This is a genomic window from Candidatus Ponderosibacter sp. Uisw_141_02 (genome assembly GCF_048087665.1).
Lineage (GTDB): Bacteria > Pseudomonadota > Alphaproteobacteria > Puniceispirillales > Puniceispirillaceae > UBA3439.
The window spans coordinates 1,954,419-1,979,936 of record NZ_CP159807.1; the positions used below are offsets into that span (position 1 = coordinate 1,954,419).

General features: G+C 51.8%; 20 protein-coding genes. 6 read left to right on the forward strand and 14 right to left on the reverse strand.

The window, feature by feature from the left end:
* The first annotated feature begins 91 nt into the window (after positions 1-91).
* Positions 92-2,101, forward strand: a complete 2,010-nt coding sequence (locus ABXT40_RS09710; RefSeq protein ID WP_443645403.1) for a sodium-translocating pyrophosphatase — start codon at positions 92-94, stop codon at positions 2,099-2,101.
* 119 nt (positions 2,102-2,220) lie between these two features.
* Complete coding sequence (locus ABXT40_RS09715; RefSeq protein ID WP_443645404.1) at positions 2,221-2,367, forward strand: hypothetical protein; 147 nt, start codon at positions 2,221-2,223, stop codon at positions 2,365-2,367.
* A gap of 212 nt (positions 2,368-2,579) precedes the next feature.
* Here the strand turns inward: ABXT40_RS09715 and ABXT40_RS09720 are convergent, their stop codons facing one another.
* The 5 genes from ABXT40_RS09720 to pdxR form a co-directional block, all read right to left on the reverse strand.
* Positions 2,580-3,494, reverse strand: coding sequence for a dimethyl sulfoxide reductase anchor subunit family protein (locus ABXT40_RS09720; protein ID WP_443645405.1), 915 nt, complete (start codon positions 3,492-3,494; stop codon positions 2,580-2,582).
* Positions 3,495-3,499: 5 nt separating this feature from the next.
* Positions 3,500-4,243 carry a 4Fe-4S dicluster domain-containing protein gene (locus ABXT40_RS09725; protein WP_443645406.1) on the reverse strand — a complete coding sequence of 248 codons (744 nt, stop codon included), beginning with the start codon at positions 4,241-4,243 and terminating at the stop codon, positions 3,500-3,502.
* Between the two features lies 1 nt (position 4,244).
* Positions 4,245-7,130, reverse strand: a complete 2,886-nt coding sequence (locus ABXT40_RS09730; RefSeq protein WP_443645407.1) for a molybdopterin oxidoreductase family protein — start codon at positions 7,128-7,130, stop codon at positions 4,245-4,247.
* A gap of 17 nt (positions 7,131-7,147) precedes the next feature.
* Positions 7,148-8,110: a phosphate acyltransferase gene (locus tag ABXT40_RS09735; protein ID WP_443645408.1), complete on the reverse strand. Its 963-nt coding sequence runs from the start codon at positions 8,108-8,110 to the stop codon at positions 7,148-7,150.
* Between the two features lie 239 nt (positions 8,111-8,349).
* The gene (pdxR, locus tag ABXT40_RS09740) at positions 8,350-9,888 is read right to left on the reverse strand and encodes a MocR-like pyridoxine biosynthesis transcription factor PdxR (protein ID WP_443645409.1); all 1,539 of its coding nucleotides are present in this window, start codon (positions 9,886-9,888) and stop codon (positions 8,350-8,352) included.
* Between the two features lie 371 nt (positions 9,889-10,259).
* Between pdxR and ABXT40_RS09745 the strand changes: the two genes are divergently transcribed.
* Both ABXT40_RS09745 and ABXT40_RS09750 read left to right on the forward strand, forming a co-directional pair.
* On the forward strand, positions 10,260-11,585 hold the full coding sequence (locus ABXT40_RS09745; protein WP_443645410.1) for an aspartate aminotransferase family protein: 1,326 nt from the start codon (positions 10,260-10,262) through the stop codon (positions 11,583-11,585).
* A complete protein-coding gene (locus ABXT40_RS09750) occupies positions 11,585-12,712 on the forward strand; it encodes an FAD-dependent monooxygenase (protein ID WP_443645411.1) in 1,128 nt (375 codons plus the stop codon). Before ABXT40_RS09745 ends, ABXT40_RS09750 begins: the two co-directional genes overlap by 1 nt.
* Positions 12,713-12,767: 55 nt before the next feature.
* Here ABXT40_RS09750 and ABXT40_RS09755 read toward each other — a convergent pair whose 3' ends face one another.
* The 3 genes from ABXT40_RS09755 to ABXT40_RS09765 form a co-directional block, all read right to left on the reverse strand.
* Complete coding sequence (locus ABXT40_RS09755) at positions 12,768-14,696, reverse strand: ABC transporter permease subunit (RefSeq protein ID WP_443645412.1); 1,929 nt, start codon at positions 14,694-14,696, stop codon at positions 12,768-12,770.
* Entirely contained in the window at positions 14,689-15,486 is a 798-nt protein-coding gene (locus ABXT40_RS09760; RefSeq protein WP_443645413.1) for an ABC transporter ATP-binding protein, read from the reverse strand. The genes ABXT40_RS09755 and ABXT40_RS09760 overlap by 8 nt, the downstream gene beginning before the upstream one ends.
* A 74-nt stretch (positions 15,487-15,560) precedes the next feature.
* The gene (locus tag ABXT40_RS09765; protein WP_443645414.1) at positions 15,561-16,541 is read right to left on the reverse strand and encodes a taurine ABC transporter substrate-binding protein; all 981 of its coding nucleotides are present in this window, start codon (positions 16,539-16,541) and stop codon (positions 15,561-15,563) included.
* 230 nt (positions 16,542-16,771) lie between these two features.
* Between ABXT40_RS09765 and trhO the strand changes: the two genes are divergently transcribed.
* A complete protein-coding gene (gene trhO, locus ABXT40_RS09770) occupies positions 16,772-17,788 on the forward strand; it encodes an oxygen-dependent tRNA uridine(34) hydroxylase TrhO (protein WP_443645415.1) in 1,017 nt (338 codons plus the stop codon).
* Here the strand turns inward: trhO and ABXT40_RS09775 are convergent.
* Both ABXT40_RS09775 and rpe read right to left on the reverse strand, forming a co-directional pair.
* Positions 17,785-18,759: a glutathione S-transferase family protein gene (locus ABXT40_RS09775; RefSeq protein ID WP_443645416.1), complete on the reverse strand. Its 975-nt coding sequence runs from the start codon at positions 18,757-18,759 to the stop codon at positions 17,785-17,787. The genes trhO and ABXT40_RS09775 overlap by 4 nt on opposite strands.
* A gap of 104 nt (positions 18,760-18,863) precedes the next feature.
* Positions 18,864-19,520 carry a ribulose-phosphate 3-epimerase gene (gene rpe, locus ABXT40_RS09780; protein ID WP_443645417.1) on the reverse strand — a complete coding sequence of 219 codons (657 nt, stop codon included), beginning with the start codon at positions 19,518-19,520 and terminating at the stop codon, positions 18,864-18,866.
* Positions 19,521-19,778: 258 nt separating this feature from the next.
* On the opposite strand from rpe, the gene ABXT40_RS09785 reads away from it, so the two are divergent.
* Positions 19,779-20,972: an acyl-CoA dehydrogenase gene (locus tag ABXT40_RS09785; RefSeq protein WP_443645418.1), complete on the forward strand. Its 1,194-nt coding sequence runs from the start codon at positions 19,779-19,781 to the stop codon at positions 20,970-20,972.
* A 70-nt stretch (positions 20,973-21,042) separates the two neighbouring features.
* Here ABXT40_RS09785 and ABXT40_RS09790 read toward each other — a convergent pair whose 3' ends face one another.
* The 4 genes from ABXT40_RS09790 to ABXT40_RS09805 form a co-directional block, all read right to left on the reverse strand.
* Complete coding sequence (locus tag ABXT40_RS09790) at positions 21,043-21,924, reverse strand: DMT family transporter (RefSeq protein ID WP_443645419.1); 882 nt, start codon at positions 21,922-21,924, stop codon at positions 21,043-21,045.
* A 12-nt stretch (positions 21,925-21,936) separates the two neighbouring features.
* The gene (gene argE / locus ABXT40_RS09795) at positions 21,937-23,112 is read right to left on the reverse strand and encodes an acetylornithine deacetylase (protein WP_443645420.1); all 1,176 of its coding nucleotides are present in this window, start codon (positions 23,110-23,112) and stop codon (positions 21,937-21,939) included.
* Positions 23,109-24,284: a M24 family metallopeptidase gene (locus tag ABXT40_RS09800; protein WP_443645421.1), complete on the reverse strand. Its 1,176-nt coding sequence runs from the start codon at positions 24,282-24,284 to the stop codon at positions 23,109-23,111. Before ABXT40_RS09800 ends, argE begins: the two co-directional genes overlap by 4 nt.
* Before the next feature lie 114 nt (positions 24,285-24,398).
* On the reverse strand, positions 24,399-25,508 hold the full coding sequence (locus tag ABXT40_RS09805) for an S-(hydroxymethyl)glutathione dehydrogenase/class III alcohol dehydrogenase (protein ID WP_443645422.1): 1,110 nt from the start codon (positions 25,506-25,508) through the stop codon (positions 24,399-24,401).
* Positions 25,509-25,518: the final 10 nt, after the last annotated feature.

Consider the following 25,518-nt stretch of genomic DNA (forward strand, 5'->3'; position numbering starts at 1 on the left):
GCTTCATTACCGTTATAAACGCGGCGGTTTCGCGCCGCCCCAGCTTATGCCGGGCATCGCGCACATCTTTATCAAGCAAGAGGATCCTTTCATGCTTACAAATGCAATTCTGCCGATCACCTTTGGTGCACTCGGTATGATCGCTGCCTTATTGATTTACGTCAATATTCTCAAAACACCCTCGGGCGAAGGCAGAGTCAAAGAAATTGCCGATGAAATTCATCTCGGCGCAATGGTCTTTATGGCCAGCGAATACAAGCGTTTGGCAATTTTCTGCCTTATCTGTATTATCGCCCTTTATGCCAGCCTCGGTGCTGACACGGCTATCTCCTTCACGCTCGGCGCGCTTTGTTCTGGTACAGCTGGTTACATTGGTATGTATTCAGCAACCAAGGCAAATGTCAGAACCGCCGTTGCCGCGAATACAAAAGGTGCAGCCGCTGCCCTGAACATTGCCTTTTTTGGCGGTTCAATCATGGGTCTTACCGTGGCATCGATGGGTCTCCTTGGCATTGGCACACTTTACTTCTTCATGGGCGGCACTGTGCATGGCATTGAAGCCATCGAGGGTTTTGCCATGGGTGGCTCATCAGTCGCCCTGTTTAGCCGTGTTGGTGGTGGTATATTTACCAAAAGCGCCGATGTGGGTGCCGACCTTGTTGGTAAAGTTGAAGCAGGCATTCCTGAGGATGATCCTCGCAACCCAGCGGTTATCGCCGACAATGTTGGTGACAATGTTGGTGACGTCGCTGGTATGGGCTCGGATATTTTTGAATCCTATTGTGGTGCAATGATTGCATCGATCGCGCTTGCCGCGTCGATGTCATTTGAAAACATCGCCCGCCTAGGTGGTAACCAGGCGGTTCTTCAATTCATGCCTTTGGCGCTTGCGTCACTTGGCCTGCTTTGTTCTCTTGCTGGTATTTTTGCGGTGAAGCTATTCTCCAACAAAAGTGCCGATGTTGCCTTGCGCTTTGGTACAATCGGTTCGGCCGTTATCTTTATCGGCGGTGCCTATTTCCTCATCCAAGCCATGGGCGGTGCCAATGGTATTTGGGTCGCTGTTCTGGTTGGTGCGATCGGCGGCATTGTCGTTGGTCTCGTTACCGAATATTACACAGGCGGTGCACCAGTTCGTAAAATTGCGAAAGACGGTGAAACTGGCCCAGCAACAGTGATGATTTCAGGTTTGGCCACAGGCATGCAGTCGGTTGCCATTCCGGCTCTGACCATTGCTGCCATCATCTATTGCGCCAATGCGGCCGCTGGCCTGTATGGTGTTGGTCTTGCTGCGGTTGGCATGTTGTCAACCGTTGGTATCACCATGGCGATTGATGCCTATGGCCCGGTTGCCGATAATGCGGGTGGTATCGCCGAAATGGCAAATATGGGTAAAGAAACCCGTGAAATCACCGACTCACTTGACGAAGTTGGCAACTCAACTGCGGCGATTGGCAAAGGCTTTGCCATCAGTGCTGCGGCGCTTGCCGCGCTGGCGCTGATCAGTGCCTATATCGCCAAGATCAGCAATGGTGATCCGGATTTTGTTCTCGCGATCAATGACCCGATGGTGCTTTGCGGCATGTTCATTGGCGGCATCTTCCCATTCCTTGTCAGCGCGATGACAATGACTGCGGTTGGTGATGCAGCGTTTGACATGATTGTCGAAGTTCGCCGTCAGTTCAAAGAAATCCCGGGTCTTCTCGAAGGAACTGCCAAGCCAGATACAGCACGCTGTGTTGACATTGCGACCCGCGCTGCGCTGCGCAAAATGATCCTTCCGGGATCAATGGCTGTGTTAGCGCCTGTTGTTATCGGCTTTGGTCTTGGACCAAAGGCACTTGGCGGCACGCTTGCTGGTGCATTGGTTTGCTGTGTGATGATGGCGCTGATGATGGCCAATGCCGGTGGTGCTTGGGACAACGCAAAGAAATATGTCGAAAAGGGCAACCTTGGCGGCAAAGGTTCTGACGTCCATAAAGCGGCCGTTGTTGGCGATACAGTCGGCGACCCGCTGAAAGACACTTCAGGCCCTGCGATGAACATCCTGATCAATGTGATGGCTATTGTTAGCCTTGTGATTGCACCGCTTCTGGTGTGATCGCCGTAGATCACTAAATATCAAACCGGCTCTGGCAACAGGGCCGGTTTTTTTATGGGCGCCATTGACGCGGATTAGGGCAACGGCACCGCCCCCCGTAACGAAGGGTTTTGGTGGTAATGATTTTTGAAGTGATGATCTTTGGGGTTGTGGTTCGGCACAACAGCACCCCAAACCCAGCCGCCTCACATCACCGCACATCACCGCGCATCAATCTGCCGCTTGGCATAGCACCGGCATATGATGACGCCCCCACAAACCCCTGATGCTCAATCTTATGAGAGCCAATCTTATGAGAGCCAATCCTGTGGGGGCAAGCGATGCTGCCACTTGCCATGCGCTAGTCGAAAGGCACAAGCGGATAGGCACAAGCAGAAAGTCACCGGCAGCGGATAAGCATATGGCCATAAAAAAACCGGCCCAAGGCCGGTTTTAATATCTGTTATCGCCGTGATGTTACGGCTTGCCGATATTCGGCTTAATGCTGATGGCCATAATAGATGCTGACCGTGTGTTTGGCTTCGGCAAAAAACAGCCAGCGTTCGACAAACACGCCTGCCATATGAAGCAACAAAGCCAGCCCAACACCCATCGCCGAACCGCCATCCATAATCACCAAAAGACATGGCAAAATGCCACCAAGGCCAAGGGCGACTAGCCGCAAACGGTTGGCATGTTTACGCGCAATGACAAAGCCCATTTCATGCTGAAGATAATTTTCTGACGTATGCGGCGGCATAATGCTTCGCACCTCGCCAAGCCCAGCAAGACCAGTTGCCGACGCCAGCGTGCTTCCCGATCCATTGGCACCAGCGACCTGCCACCAAACAAGCTTGACCCCCCACGCTGAGGCGAGCGCCAGCAATACCGCCAGTTCAAAAGCGTCACTTTGCCCCTGACCCAAAAAGGCTTGAAGCCATAATATCGCCAAAAGACCACCAGCCGCAGCAAACATCAAATAGCAAATCGGCGTCAACGAGTGATGCCAACGCGCCACAGTTTTCAATGATGCGTAAATCATCGAGGTGGCATAGACCGTTACCGCCATCAGCAAGGCCGAAGCGATATTCGCCCATAATGGCGGCGTCCCGATGGCAAAAACATGCCATCCCCAACCCGCAAGTGCCAGCATCGCCAGAACCGCTAGCACGCCTTCGCGTGACAGCCAGCTACTACGCCACTGGCTAAGCGCACGCCAAGCGCGTTCAGGATGCCCAAGATGCAATGTCGAGCTAAGCAGCCCCGCACCGATAAGCAGCATTACCAGACCGCAAACACCAAAAATCTGTTGCGGATGAACAAGATCGATAAACCCAAGAACCACCCAGGCAGCAAGGCCAAAGCCAAGACCAGAAATCGACGTAAAGAAAATAATTGACCAGGCAGGACGCATCTTACTTACCCCAGCTTTTCCAAAGTTGAATCGACCCATTTCCAGAAACCGGACGGCGTTGCCTCATCGGCCATTGCCAATAGTGACATCGGGGTATCATTGGCCGCACGACGCGGCCGTGGTGGTAGATATTTATTCACCGGCTTGGTGTTTTGTTCGGGCATCAAATCAACCCCGCCACGCGCAGCGACAAGCAGGCTGACTTCTGAATTTGGATCACCAAGATCGCCATAGTGACGCGCATTGGTTGGGCAAGTGCGAACACAAGCTGGCACCTGATCCTCGCTTGGCAGATTTTCGTTATAAATCCGGTCAACGCAAAGTGTGCATTTTTTCATCACCCCTTCGGCCGGATCCATTTCACGCGCGCCATAAGGACATGACCATGCACAAAGACCGCAGCCAATGCACCAATCTTCATTCACCAGAACAATGCCATCTTCACTGCGTTTGAACGAGGCACCTGTCGGGCAGACGGTAACACAAGGCGCATCTTCGCAATGAAGGCAAGATTTTGGAAAATGCACCACCTTGGCATCGGCACCTGTGCCAGCCTCAAAAGCATGAACGCGGTTTAGCCATGCCCCACTTGGCTTGGCGCCATAGGCATCCGAGTCAGACAGCGACGCACCATAGCCCGATGTATTCCATTCTTTGCAATTCACCACACAAGCCTGACAGCCAACACAGATATCTAGGTCGATGACAAGGCCAAGCTTAATGGCCGATGGTTCAGGTAAACTTGTCATATCACTGGCCTTTCTTTGATTGTTTGGTGGCCGATTTGGTCCATTCAAGACCATAACGAAGCATTGCTTCGGGTTTGGTCAGGCCGGGCGGTGATGCAATCTGATCAAATTGCGGGGCAACCTCAGCAGGCTCTTCCGCAGCAGCAGCCTCGATTTTGACGCGCAAATCAAACCAAGCGGCCTGTCCGGTAATCGGATCCGAATTTGCCCAGCGCATGCCATCGCCTTTTGGTGGTAACAATTCGTGAATGAGATGATTCAGCAAAAAGCCCTTTTTGACCTCAGGCGCATCAGCATCTAATTGCCACGCACCTTTGCGTTTGCCAATCGCATTCCATGTCCAGATCGTATGTTCGTTGACGCCTTCCATGATGGCCACGGGAACCCGAATTTTTCCATGATGCGATGTCACCCAAATCCAATCGCCTTCGCCAACACCAACTTTGCTGGCAAGCGTTTGCGACAGAAACATCGGGTTATAACCATGAATTTGCCGCAACCATGGATTTTGCGATCCCCATGAATGATACATTGCCATTGGCCTCTGGGTCAGCGCATGAATCGGGAATTCATCCTCGTCAATGGCACTGCCTTCAAATGGCGGGTACCAGCTTGGTAATGGCGTAAAGCATTGTTTGACCCGCGCCCGCAAATGCTCGGGCGGTTGAACGTCACCATGTCCTTCGGCAGCAAGACGGAATTTCTGCAACACTTCGGAATAGATCTGGAAATCATATGGCTGTGGGCTGTCGAAAAAGCCCATTTCAACGGCAAAATCCTGATAGGCCATATTTGCCATCTTATAATATTTCGCCGCATCAGGAATTTCAGTATGCCAGAAACCACCATTTTCGATATAGGCATCAAGCTGCGCCGGATTGGGTGATCCGCGCCCTTCAGCCTTGCCATTTTCGCCACGGAAACCGGCCAATGGACCAATCCCCGGCTTGCGCTCATGATTGACGATATAATCACCATAATCGGCATATTTTGCGCTGCCATCTTCATTCACCATACCGGGCAGGCCAAGCCGCGCGCCAATATCAAGAAGCACCGATTGGAATCCGCGCACATCACGATCAGGCGGCAAAACCGGCCAGCGAATGGCATCGGCAACACCATCAGGCTCGCAGATCGGCCGATCAAGAAGCGAGATTGCATCATGCCGTTCAAGATAGGTTGTGTCGGGAAGGATCAGATCAGCATAGGCAACCATTTCCGATTGATAAGCATCGGAATAGATGATTTTTGGAATCTTATATTCGCCACTTTCGTTATCTTTTGCGGTTAGCATATCCATGACACCACGCGTATTCATTGATGAATTCCACGCCATGTTGGCCATATACATGAACAATACATCCACCGGATAAGGGTCACCGGCAACGGCGTTGGAAATCACCATATGCATCAGGCCATGTGCCGACATTGGTGCATCCCAGCTATAGGCCTTGTCGATCCGCTGCGGCGCGCCATCTTTGCCAATGATCAAATCATCTGGCCCCAGAACATAGCCAAGCGGCGCACCAGCCATTGGCTTGCCCGGGGTAACCTGATCGGGTCTACCTGCCGGTTTTGGGTGAACTTCGGCTGGTTTTGGATAGGGCGGCTTAAAGCGGAAACCGCCGGGCACTTCAACCGATCCCAGAATCAACTGCAACACATGAAGCGCACGGCAGGTCTGAAACCCGTTTGAATGCGCCGAGATACCACGCATTGCATGCATTGAAACCGGACGGCCAATCATCGTTTCATGATGTTCGCCCTTCCAGTCAGTCCAAGGCTGGTTAATCACAATTTCCTTGGCAAAAGCGGCCTCGGCCAGATCAGCCGCAAGCTGGCGAATACGCGCTGCAGGAATGCCAACCTTGCCAGCAATCACATCAGGATTATAGGCATCATCAAGATAGGCTTGGGCTATTAACATGAATGATGGTACGGCAACCGCGCCATTATCTAGCTTGACCTCACCTTGCAATTGCGCCGCAGCACCGCGGCTATTGCTGGCAACTGGCTTGCCACTGTTGCGATCGAGGATCTGCGGCTTGCCATCATCATCACGAAGGAACAATCCATCATCGGCTGCCCCCGGATTGCGGATAACCAGCCATGGCGCATTGGTATAGCGGCGCAGATAATCAACATCGATATTGCCCGACAGCATCAATTCGCGAATGAGTGACAGGATCAACAAGCCGTCAGTTCCCGGCGTGACACCATACCAATCATCGGAAATCGCGGCATAGCCCGTTTGCACCGGATTGACCGACACCACCCGCTTGCCACGGTTTTTCAATTTACCAAGACCCATTTTGATGGGGTTTGAATCATGATCCTCGGCAACACCGAACAACACGAACATTTCGGTTAGGTCCCAGTCAGGCGAACCAAATTCCCAGAAAGCGCCACCGATTGTATAGATTCCGCCAGCCGCCATATTGACCGAACAAAAGCCACCATGCGCGGCAAAATTTGGCGTGCCAAACTGCTGCGCCCACCAGCCGGTCAGAGCTTGTGATTGGTCACGGCCAGTAAAAAAGGCCAGTTTTTTCGGGTCAGTTTCGCGGATTGGGGCAAGCCAGCCAGTCGCTGTTGTCAGCGCCTCTTCCCAGCTAATTTCTTCAAATTGGCCACTGCCGCGCGGGCCAACACGTTTAAGCGGGCTTCGCAATCTTGCCGGCGAATAATGCTGCATAATGCCAGCCGACCCCTTGGCGCATAAAACGCCCTTATTCACCGGATGGTCGCGGTTGCCCTCGATATAGCGCACTTTGCCATCACGAAGATGAACATTAATACCGCAACGACATGCGCACATATAGCATGTGGTTTTCTTGACCTCATCCGCGACTTTCGGCGAACGCTCGACAATTGGTTCAACACTCATATTTTCGCTCCATAAAATTAGTCGTCGTCGCGACCGGCAATTGCCGCCAATGCCAAAGATGCTAACCGCGCGGAGGGCGGATCAGACCGGCTTGTCAAAATAATCGGGATTGTCCCACCAAGAACCAGTCCGGCAGCAAGGCCGCCACCAAACCAGACAAGTGATTTAAACAGGATATTGCCCGACACGATGTCCGGCACAACAAGACCATCGGCCATGCCAGCAACGGGTCCGTCAACACCCTTGATGGCAACCGCCTTTGGCGATACCGCCAGATCAAATGATAATGGGCCTGCAAAATCAGCCTTGGCATCAATGGCACTTGCCCGCAGCGCAATTTTGGCCGCCTCGCCGCTTGATGGCATCGCTGGCAAAACCGATTCCGTGGCCGATAAAACGGCAATGCGTGGCCGCGACTGGCCTAGGCGGCGGCTAATTTCGGCCATATGCAAGGCCGCTTCGACGCGGGTTTCGATATCCGGGGCAACATTGACCGCAGCATCGCTAATCAGCAAGGGGCGGCCACCTGCTGGCGGCAGCATGGCAAATAAATGCACCAGCCTTTTGCCAGTGCGGATGCCAGCGGCGCGTTTTACAATGCCGCCCATAAACACATCAGTGTGAAGCTGACCCTTGGCAAGACCGGCAACCCGCCCTTCGCCAAAAAGCGCAATCGCCGCGGCAATTGCCCCGTCTTCGCCTTCGGCCGGTATGATTTCAACACCACCAAGATCCCAGCCAATGGCAGCCGCATCTTGTTTAATGATATCAACTTCACCAATAAGGATTGGCACTGCCAATTTTGCCGCCGCGGCAGCGCGTGCTGTTTCCAATGTTGCTTGGCCAATGGCGCGCACAAATCCAAATGGTTTTGGGGCAGGTGACGCGGCCAGTTCCAGCAGTTCCGGCGGACAGGCCATATCGCCAGTGGCCAGAAAACGGCTAGCTGTTGGGCCGGAAGTTTCGGCGTGGTTTGTCATTCAATTCCCATTTAAACCACCTGCAAAACAGGCATAAATTTTTATCCAGCGACATCGTCTTTTTGGATTTTACAAGATCAAGATTCGACAAGCGGTGCTGGACGAACAGCGCAATGCCTGCCAGCCATTTCTATATGCCATATTCGCCGCCGATCTTAAAGCGCCGATTGGAACCAGATCACGCTATTTCTGGTACCAGTTTCGCCAACCCCTATTGCAGTGGCGCAGGTGCTTACTGATCAGGGTTTCAATTTTCGCATGCTTGCCGCAAGCCTTGCGATGCCTTCAGGAATACGGTCTGTCGAAATTGCCGAATAGGAAAGCCGGAAATAATTAAGCGGCGATGTATCACGATCGAAAAACACATCACCAGCCTCGATCAACACGCCATCCTGCATGGCACGCTCGGCCAAAATACGAGAATCAAGCCAATCAGGGCCACTGACCCAAAAGCTGGTCCCGCCAAAATGCGCGGCGCTATGCGAAAACAGCCCTTCAGCGTCAATTGCGGTTTGCAACACCCGCCGCCGTTCAGCCAGATGGCGGCGAAGACGGCGAATTTGCGCGTCATAATGGCCAAGCGCCATAAAATAGGCCAGCGTGCGCTGGGCATGACCGGGCGGGTGCCGTAAAATCAAATGGCGAAGCGCGCGCGCCTGCTGGATCAACCCTTCAGGTGCCACCATATAGCCAAGCCGCAATCCCGGAAAAACTGATTTTGACAAGCTGCCAACATAGATCACGCGGCCATCCGTATCTTGGGCCTTTAGCGCCGGTGTTGGCGATTCCAGAAAATTCATTTCAAATTCGTAATCATCTTCGATAATCAACAAATCATGCTGCGCCGCCATATCAAGCAATTGCCGCCGGCGCGATGGAGACATCGTATGTGTTGTCGGACATTGATGTGACGGGGTAATAAAAACCGAATCCGCATGGCGAAGCACTTCTTCGTCAAGAATCAACCCGCCTGAATCGACAGGCAAGGCCGTGATTGATTGGGTTCGCTGTAATAAAATATCCCGCAAATCAGGATAAAACGGGCTTTCAATCACCACATGTTTGGATGCGTCGACAAGCAATTGGGCAACAAGATAAAGCGCATTTTGCGCGCCTAAAGTTACCAAAATCTGTTCGGGTCGTGCCTTAATCCCCCGCCGTGGCAAGCTTCGTGAACAGATGTAATTGACCAACATCGGATCATCATGCTGACCAAAATCGCCAACCATCGTGCTGAAATTACGCATGCCTAGGGCCTGACGCGCGCAATCACGCCATTCAGAATGTGAAAATAATTCATCATCCACCTGCCCATAGACAAACGGATAACGATATTCACGCCAATTGACTGGCTTTTGCACCGGCCGGATATAGCTGCAAGATTGCACCAACTTGGTATTCCAATCAATTTTGCCATTCACGGAATCATCTTGTCTCGCAGGGTTGAGATGATCGCCCAATTGATCATCACCCAATTGATGGTCAAGCTGCTGGGCACCCGGCGTATCAACAAGCCGCGTCGTTGGCGCATCGTCACTGACAACATAACCAGACCGTTCGCGCGGCTGTAAATAGCCCGTATCGACAAGCGCCTGATAGGCGAAAATTACAGTATTGCGTGATACTTTGAGTTGCTGCGACAACATCCGGCTTGATGGTAATTTGTCACCCGGCAAAATCGAATGATTGAGAATCAATTCAACAATTGATTGCCTTATTTGCGCCTGAAGGCTGATCCCTGATGACGGATCCAACGCAATGGTTAGATTTTCATTCATTAAAACGTTACCTATCCTGACAGTTTTCGCAATGCCCTCCCATTTCATCGGCAATATCATTGGCAATATTATTGGCAAGGGCACCATGATTTGACGCTGAGACCAATATAACTGGTACCAATCAATGCCGCAACTGGCTCCATAGACAAGGCTTGCTGTCGATAATGGCTTTTGTCAGACTATGATTTATTCGGCAGGGCATTTTGGGATATTTCTGTCTTTGCACATTGCCGAATAAATTGCAGTTTCAATTATCACCAGAAGTGATACACCGAGTTAGAAGGTTTTTAGGCCGATAGCCGTTATTGCCGCTATTGCGTCAGACAAATGATTATGCCGCGCTAGACGCAGCTTTTAGAAGGAGCAGCTAAATGTCGTATGACGTCAATTCACTCGAAGCGCATTGGATGCCATTTTCGGCAAATCGCGACTTCAAAAAAGACCCGCGTATCGTTGTGAAATCTGAAGGCATGTATATGTGGGATTACAAGGGCGGCGAGATCATTGATGGATCATCGGCCTTGTTCTGCACACCGCTTGGCCATGGCCGCCGTGAAATTGCCGAAGCTGTTTATCAGCAAATGCTGGCCAATGACTATACGCCGCATTTCCAGCTTGGCCATCCAGGCTCATTTGATCTTGCCGAGCGTGTTTGCCGGCTGCTTCCCGATCAGTTTAACCATGTATTTTTCACTAATTCGGGATCCGAATCAATCGAGACCGCGATCAAGGTCATTCTGGCCTATCAGCGTGCCGCAGGCCAGGCCCAGCGGAACCGGTTGATCAGCCGCGAACGTGCCTATCACGGCGTAAATATGGGCGGTGTATCGCTTGCCGGTATGGTTCGCAACCGCGAAACCTTTGGCCTGACTTTGCCGAATATCTCGCTGATTCGCCATACATGGCAAGAAGATCAGCGCTTTGCCAAAGGCCAGCCAAAAACCGGTGCCGAACTTGCGATGGATCTTGAGCGGATTGCCGAAAATCTTGGTGGCTCAACACTGGCTGCAGTCTTTATCGAGCCTGTTGCCGGATCAACCGGAACTTTGGTTCCGCCAGTTGGCTATCTGGAAAAAATCCGCGAGATTTGTGACAAGCATGGATTGTTGCTGGTATTTGATGAGGTCATCACCGGGTTTGGCCGTATGGGAACCCCATTTGCCACCCAGAAATTCAATGTGCGCCCCGATATCATCACCATGGCCAAGGCACTGACCAATGGATCGATTCCAATGGGCGGCGTTGCCGTGACCGATGAAATTTATGACACCATCACCAATGCTGCACCAGAAAATGCCATTGAATTTTTCCATGGTTATACCTATTCGGCGCATCCGGCAGCCTGTGCTGCGGGCATTGCAACCCAGAAAATCTATGAAAGCGAAGGCATTTTTGAACGCTCAGCAGCGCTTGAGGATTATTTCCTTGATGCCGTCTGGACGCTTCAGGATCATCCGCTTGTTGCCGACATCCGCGGTATTGGCCTGATGGCCGGTGTCGAGGTTCATTCTGACGGCGTTCCTGGACGGCGCGGTGGGCAAATGCAAAAGGATATGTTCTGGAACGGGCTTCATGTGAAATGGACTGGCGATAATGCGATTGTTGCACCGGCCTTTGTTGCCGAGCGCAAACATATTGACGAGATTGTCGATAAATTCCGCAAAACCTTGGACGAAGCCCTAGAAGCCAGCGTCTAATGATCGCGGTAAGCGGCAGCGGCATCGCTGGCCTAGCGGCCGCACTTGCCGTTCTTCGCAACCAAAAACCACTGTTGCTTGTTGCTGGCCAGACGCCAGCAACAACGCTTCAAGGCGGGGTGCAAATCGCCCCTAATGGCTGGGCCGCCCTTGACCAACTAGGGCTTGGCGATGTGGCGCGCGCACGGGCGACTACTTTACAGGCAATTACGGTTCGCAATATGCGGTCAGCGGCAACCCTTGCCAGCCTTGATCTAAGCGCGTCACCCTATGCCAGCCTGTCACGTGCCGATCTTGCCAGCCTTCTAAGAGCCGAAATCAGCGCCTTGAGCGGCATGACCGATATCGCCGCCAATATCACCCATGCGGTTCAGCGCGGCCCCGATCAGGGCAAGGCGGTGCATATGCTAACCGATGATGGTGGGCGGCATATTGTCAATGCGTTGATCGCCGCCGATGGCGTTTCTGGTTTTGGCCGCCATTATGTCAATGGCACGGATAGCGGCATGGACACCGCCCCCGACAAAGGACGCGTTGCGATGCGCGCCGTTGCCAAAACCACCAATTTGTCACGCATTTTTTCCCAACCCTTTTGCAATCTATGGCTTGGTCAGGGCGCACATTTCGTGCATTACCCGCTACATGGCGGCAAAGATGTGAATATGGTGCTAACGCTGGATGCGGCCAAAGCTCGTGATGATTGGCAGCAACGCTATCTTGGGCGCAATGACATTCTTGGCCAGCTTTGCGACCATGCCGATATCAAATGGGTCAAAACAGCCCTTCCTGCGCATCCCTATCATGATTGCTGGCGACGTGGCCGAACAGTGCTGGCGGGCGATGCCGCCCATCCGATCCCGCCTAATCTGGCACAAGGTGCCGGACAAAGCCTTGTTGATGCGGCCAGCCTTTTGCGCTGGATGGCAGATGATGATCTTGATTCGGCCCTGTCAGGCTATGCGCGCGAAAGATCAAAAGCGGTTGGCGTGATTTTCAAAAAAGCCGCGGTAAGCAGCAAAATCATGGCGCTTGACGGCACGAGCGCAACGGCGCGAAGCACGCTTATTGGCCTTGGTGGTGCGCCAATGCTAAACGCATGGCTTGCCGAGGTCTGGGCGGCGGCCTAGGCGACACCAGCTGGCCTTTGCCACATCGCTAAATCATTACAAGTGAAAGCCGCGATCAGCCTTTGCCGCGCCATGGGATAAGCCGCCCAATAACCCAGCGCATCATCAGATCGAAAATCAAACCTAAACTGCCCATGATCAAAATCGTGACCCAGATCAATTCATAATCTGAAACCGTTCGCGCGACATTTTCGATAAAGCCAACACCCGTTGTACCAGCCAGCATTTCAGCCGCCACAAGCGTACCCCAACAAACACCAATCGAAATGCGGATACCTGTCATGATTTCAGGTAAGGCATTTGGCAAAATCACATAGCGCAAGATCTGCCGGTCACTGGCACCAAGCGAATGTGATGCCCTGATTTTTGACAATTGCGCCCCTGATGCGCCGGTTCGTGCCGAAATCACCATAATGGCAAACGCAACCATGAACAAAAGGAAGATTTTACCATCATCCTGAATGCCAAAAATGGTCAGGATCAATGGCGCCCATGCCAAGGGTGGCACTGGCCGGTAAAGCTCTATCATCGGGTCAAAGAAAGATTTGCAAAAACGCGAAACCCCCATATAGATGCCAAGCGGCACACCAAGCAAAACACCAAAGAACATCGCAACCAGAACGCGGAAAAGCGAGTCCCAGATATGACCGTCCAGCATTGGAATCGCACCAAGATAAACATCGCCTTGCGCCAGCGCCAACATCCAGTCTTTATAATTCGGCTCGAACCGCCCTTCATCATTTAACCGGCCATAATCACCGGGAAGAAGATCAATCAGCGCATCCGGAATCACAAAGGACACAACATCTGAAATCGGCAGCCATTTCCACCATAATAAGGTGGTGCCTTTGTAACCGCCGCCATTTTCCACATCAGGATTGGCAAGCGCAAAAAACGTGGCAACAACATCGGTTGGTTTTGGCAGCCAGCGCCCCGGCCCCTGCTCGGTACATTGCGTGCGTGATTTCACAATATCGCCAGCCGGGAAAAACAGCATTTCAACAATACCAAGACTGCCCTTTGACCGTTCGGCCTGATCAAGCATCGTCTGAACAGCAACCTGCATTTCGGCCATGACAACAGACGGGAAAATCTTGCCATCGTCAATCCGCTTAAAAATACGATCAACCGCTTTCATGTAATCGGCGCGTTCTTTGACAATTTGTGGATCGCCATCATCCATTGATGGTGATTTTTTCAACGCGGCAATCATTGCCTTTGTTTCGGCAATCAGCGCTTTTGCTGCTGGAGCCAAATTGCGAATTTTCAAATAATCTTTTGATATGGCAGCGGCATCGCGGGCAAGCGCATCATACATCGCGCCTTTTGCCGAAACCGGAAGCATCGGAATTTCCGGCTCGGTAATCCCCCATGACGGCTGCGCCAACGCCTCAGCTGGTGCTGTCCAGCCCAATTTTGGATTGGCCAATTCATTTGTTATTGCGGCATAACCAGCCTTGATGGCTTGAATTTCGGCAATCGTTTTCTGATCAACAAAATCTGGCGTTGCCATCATGCTGATCAATTGCTGGGTGTTTTGCATGACCAGCGTCACACGCGCCGCATCGGCTGGCGAAAAGGCGTTGACCGGAAGCCGCGCCTGCAATTCATCAAGCTGGCGTGAATTACGCACCAGCAAGGTTTTAGATTTGGAATAGCGTGACTCAATTGCTAACGACGATGTAACCGGCGATACCGCCTCATGCAGTTTGGCAACCTGACATAATTCATTGGCCGCTTGCGGAAAAAATGCCCGCGCTGAGCCCCATGAAAAATAGAACCAAACAAGAAGCAATGTTGACACACCGCAAACCGCCCAGAACCAGCCACCAACGGTTCGTTCCGGATCACCAAAAACCTGATCCTTTTCGCGAAGCCGAGTTTGTTTTAACCCATAAAAGATCGAGGCAAAAAAACTGCCAACCAAACATAGGATGATGACTGCCGCGACCAAGGCGCGATTATCTGAAAGCCAATCAAGCACCGCCCATAATCTCCTCTTCCATATTCCAGATCATGGTTAGAATTTCTTCACGAACTGTGGAAAATTCAGGCTCTAATTTAATATCGCGCAATGAGCGTTTCAGCCCCCATTCCGCAAAGGGAAGCTGATATTCCTTGTGAATTCGACCTGGACGCGGTGCCATCACAAACAAACGCTCGCCAAGCAATAAAGCCTCTTCAACCGAATGCGTGATAATGATGATGGTCTTGCCAGTTTTCTTCCATAATTCCAGAACCAGTGATTGCATTTTTTCGCGTGTCAGCGCATCAAGCGCGCCAAGCGGTTCATCCATCAAAATCACATCTGGATCATTCACCAAACAGCGCGCCAGTGCCACGCGTTGCTGCATGCCACCTGATAATTGATATGTTGGCGTATCGGCAAACCCCTGCAAGCCGACAGTTGCCAGCCATTTTTCTACCTGATCACGCGACTCGGCCTCGCTAACCCCTTGCATCCTTAGCCCGAAATCAACATTTTTGGCAACGGTCAGCCATTCAAAAAGCGCGCCCTGCTGGAACACCATACCGCGATCGGCACCCGGGCCATCAATCACGCGGTCGCCAACAGCAATCTGGCCACTGGTTGGGGTGATGAAACCGGCAACCATATTCAGCAATGTCGTTTTGCCACAGCCAGACGGGCCAAGAACACTTAGCAACTCACCCTTTTTTAAAGTGAAATTAATGTCTTTTAGAGCTTCAACCTTGGCGCCAGTTTGCTGGTTTGCAAAGGTCATGCATAAATCTGTGCATTTGAGATCAGCCAAGCGTGACCCCCTTTATCAAATTAGAAAAACAAGGCTCGCAAAAGCCTTGTTTTTCCTGTTTTCAAAATTCGCGTTTAGTCAAGATATTCGCCGGTGATGACTTTGCCGATCTTTTGATCAACATTCCATGCACCAGCTTTCTTAAAGACTAAACCAAGTGACTCGGCAGCCGCAACCGCAACACCGTCAGAACCGAAGAATTGTTCCTTCTGCTCGGCTGCTGTTGGGAAGATAAAGCCAGACATCTGGTTCTTTGTTGTCGAAACATCCATACCGGCATCCGCAGCAACTTTCTTCAACTGCGCATCGCTTGCAGTCCAGCTTGCGTTTGCCTCATGTGTGACCTCAAGGAAGGTGCGCAACAAGCCCGGATTTTCGGTGGCGAATTTTTCAGTCACTGACACAACGTCAAACGAGCCAATACCGGCATCACGCTTTTGCTGTGATGACATGATTGGGGCTCCGACTTCGCCAGCTTTTTTAGCTGAGTCACCGCCAAAGATACATGCCATATCAACTGAGCCTTCGGCCAGTGATACCGCGCCATCAGCAGGTGCCTGATCAACAATCTTCATTGTTGATGTATCAACATTGAGAACCTGCATATATTTGCGGAACGCAAAATCTGCCATTGTGTTCAACGGCACAGCAACGGTTCTGCCTTCAAGCTCAGATGCGTTTGACGAATTGATGCCAAGACCGTTTTTCACAAAGCAATCATTTGCTTCATAAATCACCGCAACCGACACCATTTTGATTGGCGCGCCCTGCTGGATCGCGGTCACAAATGGGGCAAGGCCCTGTGAATAGGCGATATCAATGTCACCAGCAAGCATGGCTTCGGTCATTTGAACGCCTGTTGAAAAATTTGTCCATTTGACGTCAACACCCATGGCGTCGTCATAAGCCTTGTCGACTTTGGCGATCTGGTTTGGTGTTGCCCATTCCAGGAAAAACGCAACATTGACGCTATCAGCTGCATGCGCAAGGCTTGCGCCCCCCATCATAACTGCTGCAACGCTGGCTGATACAATATTTTTTGTCGTTTTCTTCATATTAATCTCCCTTAACGATGGCAAAAATCTGCCTTGTAAAGATGTTACTGAAACATGGCGATTGGCACACCACCCTACATACATCCGGAACGCTAGCATGTTTCGAGTTTGCCTCAATAAAAAAATTGGCCAAGGCAAAAAAACAATGAAAATAATGATGTTGGTTTGTTCGCCGCAGAATGTTAATTTGCGCCCTTACAGCCCATAAATGACTGCATTAAAGAGCCGCCATGACTTCGTTTACCGCTGAAATGAACGCGATGCTTGACTGCCTCGGCACCGCCAATGATGGCTTTGTGGTTGCGGCATTATATAAATTCGTCTCGCTTGACGATATCGACGGGTTGCGCCAGATCTTGCAGCAGCTTTGCGATAAAAACCAGATCCTTGGCACGATTCTTTTGGCTGAAGAAGGCATCAACGGCACGATTGCCGCACCGCGGGACGGCATGACGCGATTTTTGAATTGGTTAGAGGCTGATGGCCGGTTTGATGAGTTATCGCTTAAATTTTCATTTAGCCCTGATCAGCCCTTCCTGCGGATGAAAGTGCGTCCCAAGCGCGAAATTGTGACAATGGGCTGTCCTGAGGTTAATCCAGCCAAACGCACCGGCACCTATGTTGACCCAAAAGATTGGAACGGGCTGATTGCCGATCCCGATGTTTTGCTTGTTGATACTCGCAATAGCTATGAAACTGCGATTGGCATGTTTGCTGGCGCCGTCGATCCCATGACAACAAATTTTCGCGAATTTCCCGAATGGGCGCATTCGCTTGCCAATCAGCCTGCCGACCGACGTCCCAAGAAAATTGCAATGTATTGCACTGGCGGCATTCGCTGCGAAAAAGCCAGCGCGCTGATGCAGGATATAGGTTTTGACGAGGTCTATCATCTCAAGGGCGGCATTTTGAAATATCTTGAAGATGTCCCCGCCGCCAACAGCCAATGGCAAGGCGAATGTTTCGTTTTTGACGGGCGCGTGGCGGTTGATCATGATTTACAGCCCGGAAGCTATGATATGTGTCATGCTTGCCGTATGCCGCTATCGGCCGATGATCTGGCGCATCCCGATTTTGAAAATGGCATTAGCTGTCCGCATTGCAAACCCGACCTTGATCCTGACCGCGCAGCGCGTTTTGCCGAGCGGCAAAAACAAATGCGACTTGCCGCTGAACGAGGTGAGGCGCATCTTGGCATAGACCCGCGCCGCAAAAAAACATCACCATCCGCGCCGCAAAGCGACTAGCGCTGGCGTCCATGCGGCGTTAGAAAATTAAGAATGGGGCCTTTTGGCACAATGCCTGTTGGGTTCAGATTGCGGTGACTTGCATAATAATGTGTTTTGATATGCGGCATCACCACCGTTTCGGCGATCCCGGGCATTTGATATAGCTCGCGAAGATAGCCCGACAAGGCCGGATAATCGGCAATACGCCGTAAATTGCATTTGAAATGGCCAACATAAACAGGGTCAAACCGAACCAATGTGGTGAAAAGCCGCCAATCAGCTTCGGTGATATCGTCCCCTAGCAGATAACGGTTTTCACCCAAACGCACCTCGATACGGTCAAGCGCGTCAAACAGATCCGTTACCGTCTCATCATAAGCCAGTGCCTTTGTCGCAAATCCAGCGCGATAAACGCCATTATTGATATGCTGGTAAATATCATCATTGATCATCTCAATGGCATTGCGGCGTGCCGCTGGCCAGAAATCCAGCCGATTGCCGGTAATCGCATCAAATGCCGAATTGAACATACGAATAATTTCTGATGATTCATTCGAAACAATCTGTTCGGTTTGCTTGTCCCATAAAACCGGCACCGTTACCCGCCCCGTCACATCTGGCTTGGATTTCTGGTAAATTTGATAAAGAAAATCACTTTGATAGAGTGTGTCGCCAGTGGCAAATTCATCAGTGACAAAGCTCCAGCCATTATCCAACATCAGCGGATGCACAACCGAAACTGAAATATGCGTATCAAGCGCCTTTAGATGACGAAAAATCATCGTCCGGTGTGCCCAAGGGCAAGCATGCGACACATAAAGATGATAGCGTCCTGATTCGGCTTTAAAACCAGCCTTACCGGTTGGCCCAGCGGCACCGTCTGCGGTTATCCAATGGCGAAATCCAGCATCTTCACGAACAAATTTGCCATCGGTCTTTTCGGTATCATACCAAGCCGTTGACCAGCTTCCGTCAATTAATAACCCCATTTGGATTCTCCATGGTCGAAAGCGATGACAAGCTTGTTCAGGCCGCCGCATCACGCCCGCTAATCATTAGCAATATCATCGGCAATATCATTGGCGATGCGAAATCAGCCAGCCGCAGCGCGAATTGCCGCGATATTTTCGGCATAGGATGCACCTTTAAATACGGCCGAACCGGCAACAAGCGCGCACGCACCTGCGGCCACCACCTTGCCAGCATTATCCGCCGTGACACCGCCATCAACCTCGATGGTGATCGGACGATGACCAATCATCGCTTTGGTGGCGGCAATCTTGTCGATCATAGCATTGATAAAGCTTTGCCCCCCAAATCCGGGATTGACCGTCATCACAAGGATAAGATCCAACCGGTCAAGAACATGCTGCAAACCATCAATCGGCGTATGCGGATTCACCGAAACACCAGCTTTACAACCAAGCTCGCGGATATGGCTAAGACTGCGGTCAAGATGCGGGCAAGCTTCGGCGTGAACGGTAATGATATCCGATCCGGCAGCGGCATATTCGGCCAATAGCGCATCAGGGTTTGACACCATCAGATGCGTATCAAAACATTTCTGACTATGCGGCCGCAAAGCCTTGATCAAAGGCGGGCCAAAGGTCAGGTTTGGCACAAAATGACCATCCATGACATCAAGGTGAATCCAGTCGGCACCTGCCGTATCAACAGCTTTCACTTCGTCGCCAATCCGGCTGAAATCAGCGGCCAAAATCGACGGGGCAATAATCAGATCATCAGTCATTTTATCCAGTCCCAATCATGGTGAATTCATGCTGGTATTTCGCGCAAATTTGGCGCTTTACAAAGTTTATCTAATGACAATAACATCAAATTACAAGCTATTCACCAGCCCCATGCCCAGCATCCGATGACGCCAACCGACCATATTTTTTCCACCTGCGTCAAAATATAGCTGATAAGACGATGACAAACCCTTTTGAAATAGGGTAAGTTTATCTCTCCTTTCCGACGACAAACCCCGACTTCCAAGGACAGAAACATGACCTCTTCAAAGCCACAATTTCAGTGGGACGATCCTTTTTTCCTTGAGGCACAGCTTAGCGATGAAGAACGTATGGTTCGCGATGCCGCCAAGGCATTTGCCGATGACATTCTGATGCCACGCGTCATTGGCGATTTCCGCGATGAAGCTTTTGATCCAGCTTTGCTGAAAGATATGGGCGTGCTTGGCCTTCTTGGTTCGACAATCCCCGAAGAATTTGGCGGCGCTGGCGTTAATCATGTTGCCTATGGTCTTGCTGCTCGCGAGATTGAACGGGTGGATTCTGGTTATCGTTCGGCCATGTCGGTTCAATCATCACTTGTCATGCACCCAATCTATAGTTTTGGCAGTGACGCGCAAAAACATAAATTCCTGCCAAAATTGGCAACCGGCGAGATGATTGGCTGTTTTGGCCTGACCGAGCCTGATTTCGGATCAGACCCGGGCGGCATGGTAACCAAGGCGGTCAAAACGGATGGCGGCTATCATTTGTCAGGGTCGAAAACCTGGATTTCAAACGCCCCCTATGCCGATATCGCCATTATTTGGGCCAAGCTTGATGGCGCGATCCGCGGCTTTATCGTCGAGCGTGAAACGGCTGGCAGCGGCTTTAGCACACCCAAAATCGAGGGCAAGCTGTCGCTTCGGGCGTCGGTTACCGGCTCGATCCAGATGGATAATGCCTTTGTGTCTGAGGATAATCTTTTACCGCATGTTAGCGGATTAAAAGGGCCGTTTTCCTGCCTGAACAAAGCGCGCTATGGCATTGCTTGGGGCGTGATGGGCGCGTCTGAATTCTGCTGGCACGCAGCGCGTCAATATACGCTTGATCGCAAACAATTTAACCGGCCTCTCGCCGCCAATCAGCTTATCCAGCTAAAGCTTGCCGATATGCAGACCGAAATCACCCTCGGATTGCAAGCCGCGCTTCGGGTTGGCCGCTTGCTTGACGAAAATAACTGCGCACCGGAAAATATTTCGCTGATCAAACGCAATAATTGTGGCAAGGCGCTCACCATTGCGCGGACATCGCGCGACATGCATGGCGGCAATGGCATTGCCGAGGAATATCACATCATGCGGCATATGATTAATCTGGAAACGGTCAACACCTATGAAGGCACGCATGACGTCCATGCGCTTATTCTAGGACGGGCACAAACTGGATTGCAGGCCTTTACCGGCGCCTGATAAGGGCAAAGCATATAAATCCAAACAGATAATGTTTGGCAGTTAAAAACCGGCATGGCCTGATGAGGGTCTAGCCCGTTTTTTTGCGCCACCATGTCAGCAGATAGGCCGGCTCAACCACCACCACGCCAACACCAAAAATCACCACTATCCCCCCAGCAAGAACCATCGGGTCAGGCACCTCGCCAAGCATCGTCACAGCACCAAAAATTGCCGCAACCGGCAGCAAAAGCAAGACCGGCATCACCATTGGCACCGGATAACGCGCCAACACATAATACCAAGCCGAATAGCCAATCGCGGTCATTACCACGCCAAGATAGATCACCGTAAGCCATGCTTCGATTGGCGCTGCCTGAATGGCGGGTAGCGGATTGCCATCAAACAGACAGGATGCCAGCAGCATTTGTGGACCAGCCATAACCCCAATCCATGCGGTAAGCTGGAACCCGCCCAAAGCCCCGTCAAGGCGGCGGATCAGAACCTGACCAAATGCCCAAACAAGCGCCCCCGACAGCACTAGTCCGATGCCAAGCCATTGCCCCGCCAATGCGGGCGCACCAAGAATAACAACAACCCCGCAAGACGCCATGACAATGCCGAGAATTTGCCGAAGGCTTGGCCGCTCGCCAAGCAGAATGGCGGCGATGATCACGCCAAAAATCACCTCGCTTTGCACCAGCAACACCGCTGGCGTTGCCGCCATCAGCGCCAAACCGGAAAAGGTAAGCCCATATTGCAAGGTCGCGGCGATAAACGAAATCCAGCACAAGGTCCAGAAATGCCCGCGTGGCAGGGGCACAAACCATGCCAGCACGATTGCTGCCAGCACAAACCGCATACCCATTAACAGCAATGGCGAAAAATGCCCAAGCCCGGCCTTGGCAAAGGTAAAGCCAAAGCCCCATGTCAGCGGCACGATCAGGGCGATCAGAATATGGCGAAATTGCATCGGTGATTCCTGTTAATGCGGCGCTTTCATATGCGTTAAAAGCCGGTCAAGAAACCCCAGCCCATCGCCAAGTGCCGTCACTTCGATAAATTCGTCAGGCTGATGCATTTGCGCCATACCGCCCGGCCCAAACACAATCGTTTCAATCCCGGCCGCCTGAAAATGCCCGCCATCAGTTCCAAAAGACACCACATCGGGCGTTTCATTTGTCCAGAGCTGCGCCACCAAATTGGCCGCCGGTGACCCAGCTCGCGCCTGCATGCCCGGACACCATGATTCGACAATCAGATCAATGCCCGCATCCGCGTGGATCGCCTGCATTTCCGGCAACAGCTCTGTGGTAACAAATTGCTGGATTTCGCCGAGAATGGCATAGGGATCATCTTCTGGAAGCGGGCGAATTTCCCACAGAAACCGGCAATGATCGGCAATGATGTTTCGCGCTTCACCGCCTTTGATATGACCAACCGAAATGGTGGTATAGGGCGGGTCAAATGGCGTGTCACGCCGCGGCTGGCTTGCCAATGATCGCGCCTTATCCTCAAGATGGCTAATCAGCCGCGCCGCGTAATAAAGCGTATTCACCGTACCACGCGGATCAGAGGCATGCCCCGCCGTTCCGCGGATATCGGCAATCAGTTCAAGCCCGCCTTTATGGCCAATAAATGGTTTCATCCCGGTTGGCTCACCAATCACGGCAATCGCCGGTTTGACGCCTAGCCTATCCAGCAACGACGGCATTTGCGCCGCACCGAAACTGCCAACCTCTTCATCAAAGGTAAAAGCAAGATGCACAGGTTTGGCAAGCTGGCTTGCCGCCTCTTGAAAAGCAGGCACCATCGCAAGCGCAATCGCCAGAAACCCTTTCATATCGACCGCGCCGCGCCCGTAAAGCCGCCCATCCTGTTTGTACAAAACAAATGGATCACGCGACCAGCCCACCGGATTGGCTGGCACGACATCAAGATGACCCGACAATAAAATCCCACCATCAATTTGCGGGCCAATGCTGGCAAACAGACTAAATCTTTGCCCATCTTCATGCGAATCCAGATGCACAATGACGCCATAGGATTCAAGATAGGTTTTGATGTAATTGACAATTTCGCCATTTGGCTGGCCACTGATTGAGGCAAAGCCAACAAGATCGGCCAAAAGCGCCTCAGCAGCGGCAAGCCGGTCAGTCATCGCTGCACCAGATGAACATGCTGTGGAAAATCAGCCAGCTTGTCACAGCCGGTTTTGGTCACATGCAAGGTCTCGCTAAGCTCCATGCCCCAGCCATCCATCCACATGCCAAGAATGATGTGAACAACGGCATTTTCGGGAACCGGCACTTTTTCATCTGGCCGGAAACTAAGCGTATGTTCGCCCCAATCAGGGGCATAGGCAGCGCCAATCGAATAGCCAATGCGGCTTTTCTTTTCCAGCCCGTAACGATCAAGCACATTTTGCCATGCCGCATGAACATCACCAGCAAACACATCTGCGCGCAAAGCCACCATTACCGCGTGCATACCCTCTTCAACCGCCTTTGCGGTTTCTTGAAGCTGTTGCGACGGCGTGCCAAGATGCACCGTTCGCGCCAGCCCAACATTATAGCGTTTGCGGCAACCACCAAGTTCAAATGCCACGGTCTGCCCCTCTTCAAGAACGCTATCATTCCAAAGTGGGTGCGCGGTTGACGCCGCCTCGCCAGCCAAAATCAACGGGTGAATTGCGGTCTGGCCGCCGCCAAATTCGGGGGTGCCGCGAATTTGTGCTGCCATCACATCGGCCATCAGATCGCATTGCCGCACACCAGGGCGCGCCCCGTCCCATGCGGTTTGCATTGCGATTTCGGCAATGCGCGCCGCCTCGCGCATAACGGCAATTTCGGCATCACTTTTGACAAGCCGAACCCAATTGACCAGCAAATCAGCATCAACCCAAACCGCTTTTGGCATCCCATCCTGCAAACCAGCAAGCGCGCGCGGCGATAAATAATAAACATCGCTTTCATAGCCAATTTTTGCATTGGCAAAACCAGCCTTTGTCATCCAATCGGCCAGAAATACCGCCGGATGCGTATCGGGACGTTGAACCAAAGTTTCGGGATAGGGGATGATTTGATCAGCCGTTAGATAGCTGGTAAAGCGGGCAGCCCCTGCATCCATTTCGCGCCCCATCCAGAACGGGCCGTGATCAAGATCGACAAGCATCATTTGCGGCGTATAAAAAGACCAAGCGTCATAACCACATAGCCAATTTATATTTGATGGGTCACCAATGATGATGGCGTCAAGACCACGATCCCGCATCACATGGCGAACACGGCGCAGCCGATCATCATATTCGGCCTTCGAAAATGCTGGTACCATCATGCCTCCATTGTCTCGATATGCACGCCGCCTTTATGGGCATCGAGGTTCCAAAACGCAAATTTCCAGTCAAAGGCGTTTTTGGCCGCAGTCAAATGGCCGCGCCTTTGCCCATCAATAAACCACAACCGAGCGAATTGACTCGCCAGCATGCATCAGATCAAATCCCTTATTAATTTCATCAAGCGACAGCGTATGGGTGATCATCGGGTCAATATCGATCTTGCCATCCATATACCAATCAACAATTTTCGGCACATCAGTTCGGCCACGCGCCCCTCCAAAGGCGGTGCCACGCCAGCTTCGTCCAGTCACCAGCTGGAACGGGCGGGTGCTGATTTCCTGACCCGCACCCGCAACGCCGATGATAATCGATTCACCCCATCCTTTATGCGCACATTCAAGCGCCTGACGCATAACCTCGACATTGCCGATACATTCAAATGAATAATCAGCACCGCCACCGGTTAATTCGACAAGATGGCCAACAAGATCGCCTTTGATCTTTGACGGATTGACAAAATGCGTCATGCCAAATTTTTCGCCCCAGGCTTTTTTGCTGTCATTCATATCAACGCCAACGATCATCCGCGCGCCAATCATGCGAAGCCCTTGAATCACATTCAGCCCGATACCGCCAAGCCCAAAAACCACCGCAGCGCAGCCCAGTTCAGCCTTGGCCGTATTGATCACCGCGCCAAGGCCGGTTGTAACGCCGCAACCGATATAGCAAATCTTGTCAAACGGCGCGGCCTTGTTCACCTTGGCAAGTGCAATTTCCGGCAGAACCGTAAAATTTGAAAAGGTCGATGTTCCCATATAATGCAGGATCGGTTTGCCCTTTAGCGAAAAGCGACTGGTACCATCGGGCATCACCCCTTGGCCTTGGGTGCTGCGGATGGCCTGACAAAGATTGGTTTTCGGGTGAAGACAGTAATCACATTCGCGACATTCAGGCGTATAAAGTGGGATCACATGATCACCAACGGCAACACTGGTTACACCAGTGCCAATCTCGCGGACAATCCCTGCCCCTTCATGGCCTAGAATGGCCGGAAACATGCCTTCAGGATCAGCCCCTGACAGGGTGAATTCATCAGTATGACAAATGCCAGTTGCCATGATTTCAACAAGCACTTCACCTTGGCGCGGGCCATCAAGATCAACTTCCATAATCTCCAGCGGCTGGCCTGCTGCCACTGCAACTGCGGCGCGTGTTTTCATAATGATTCCC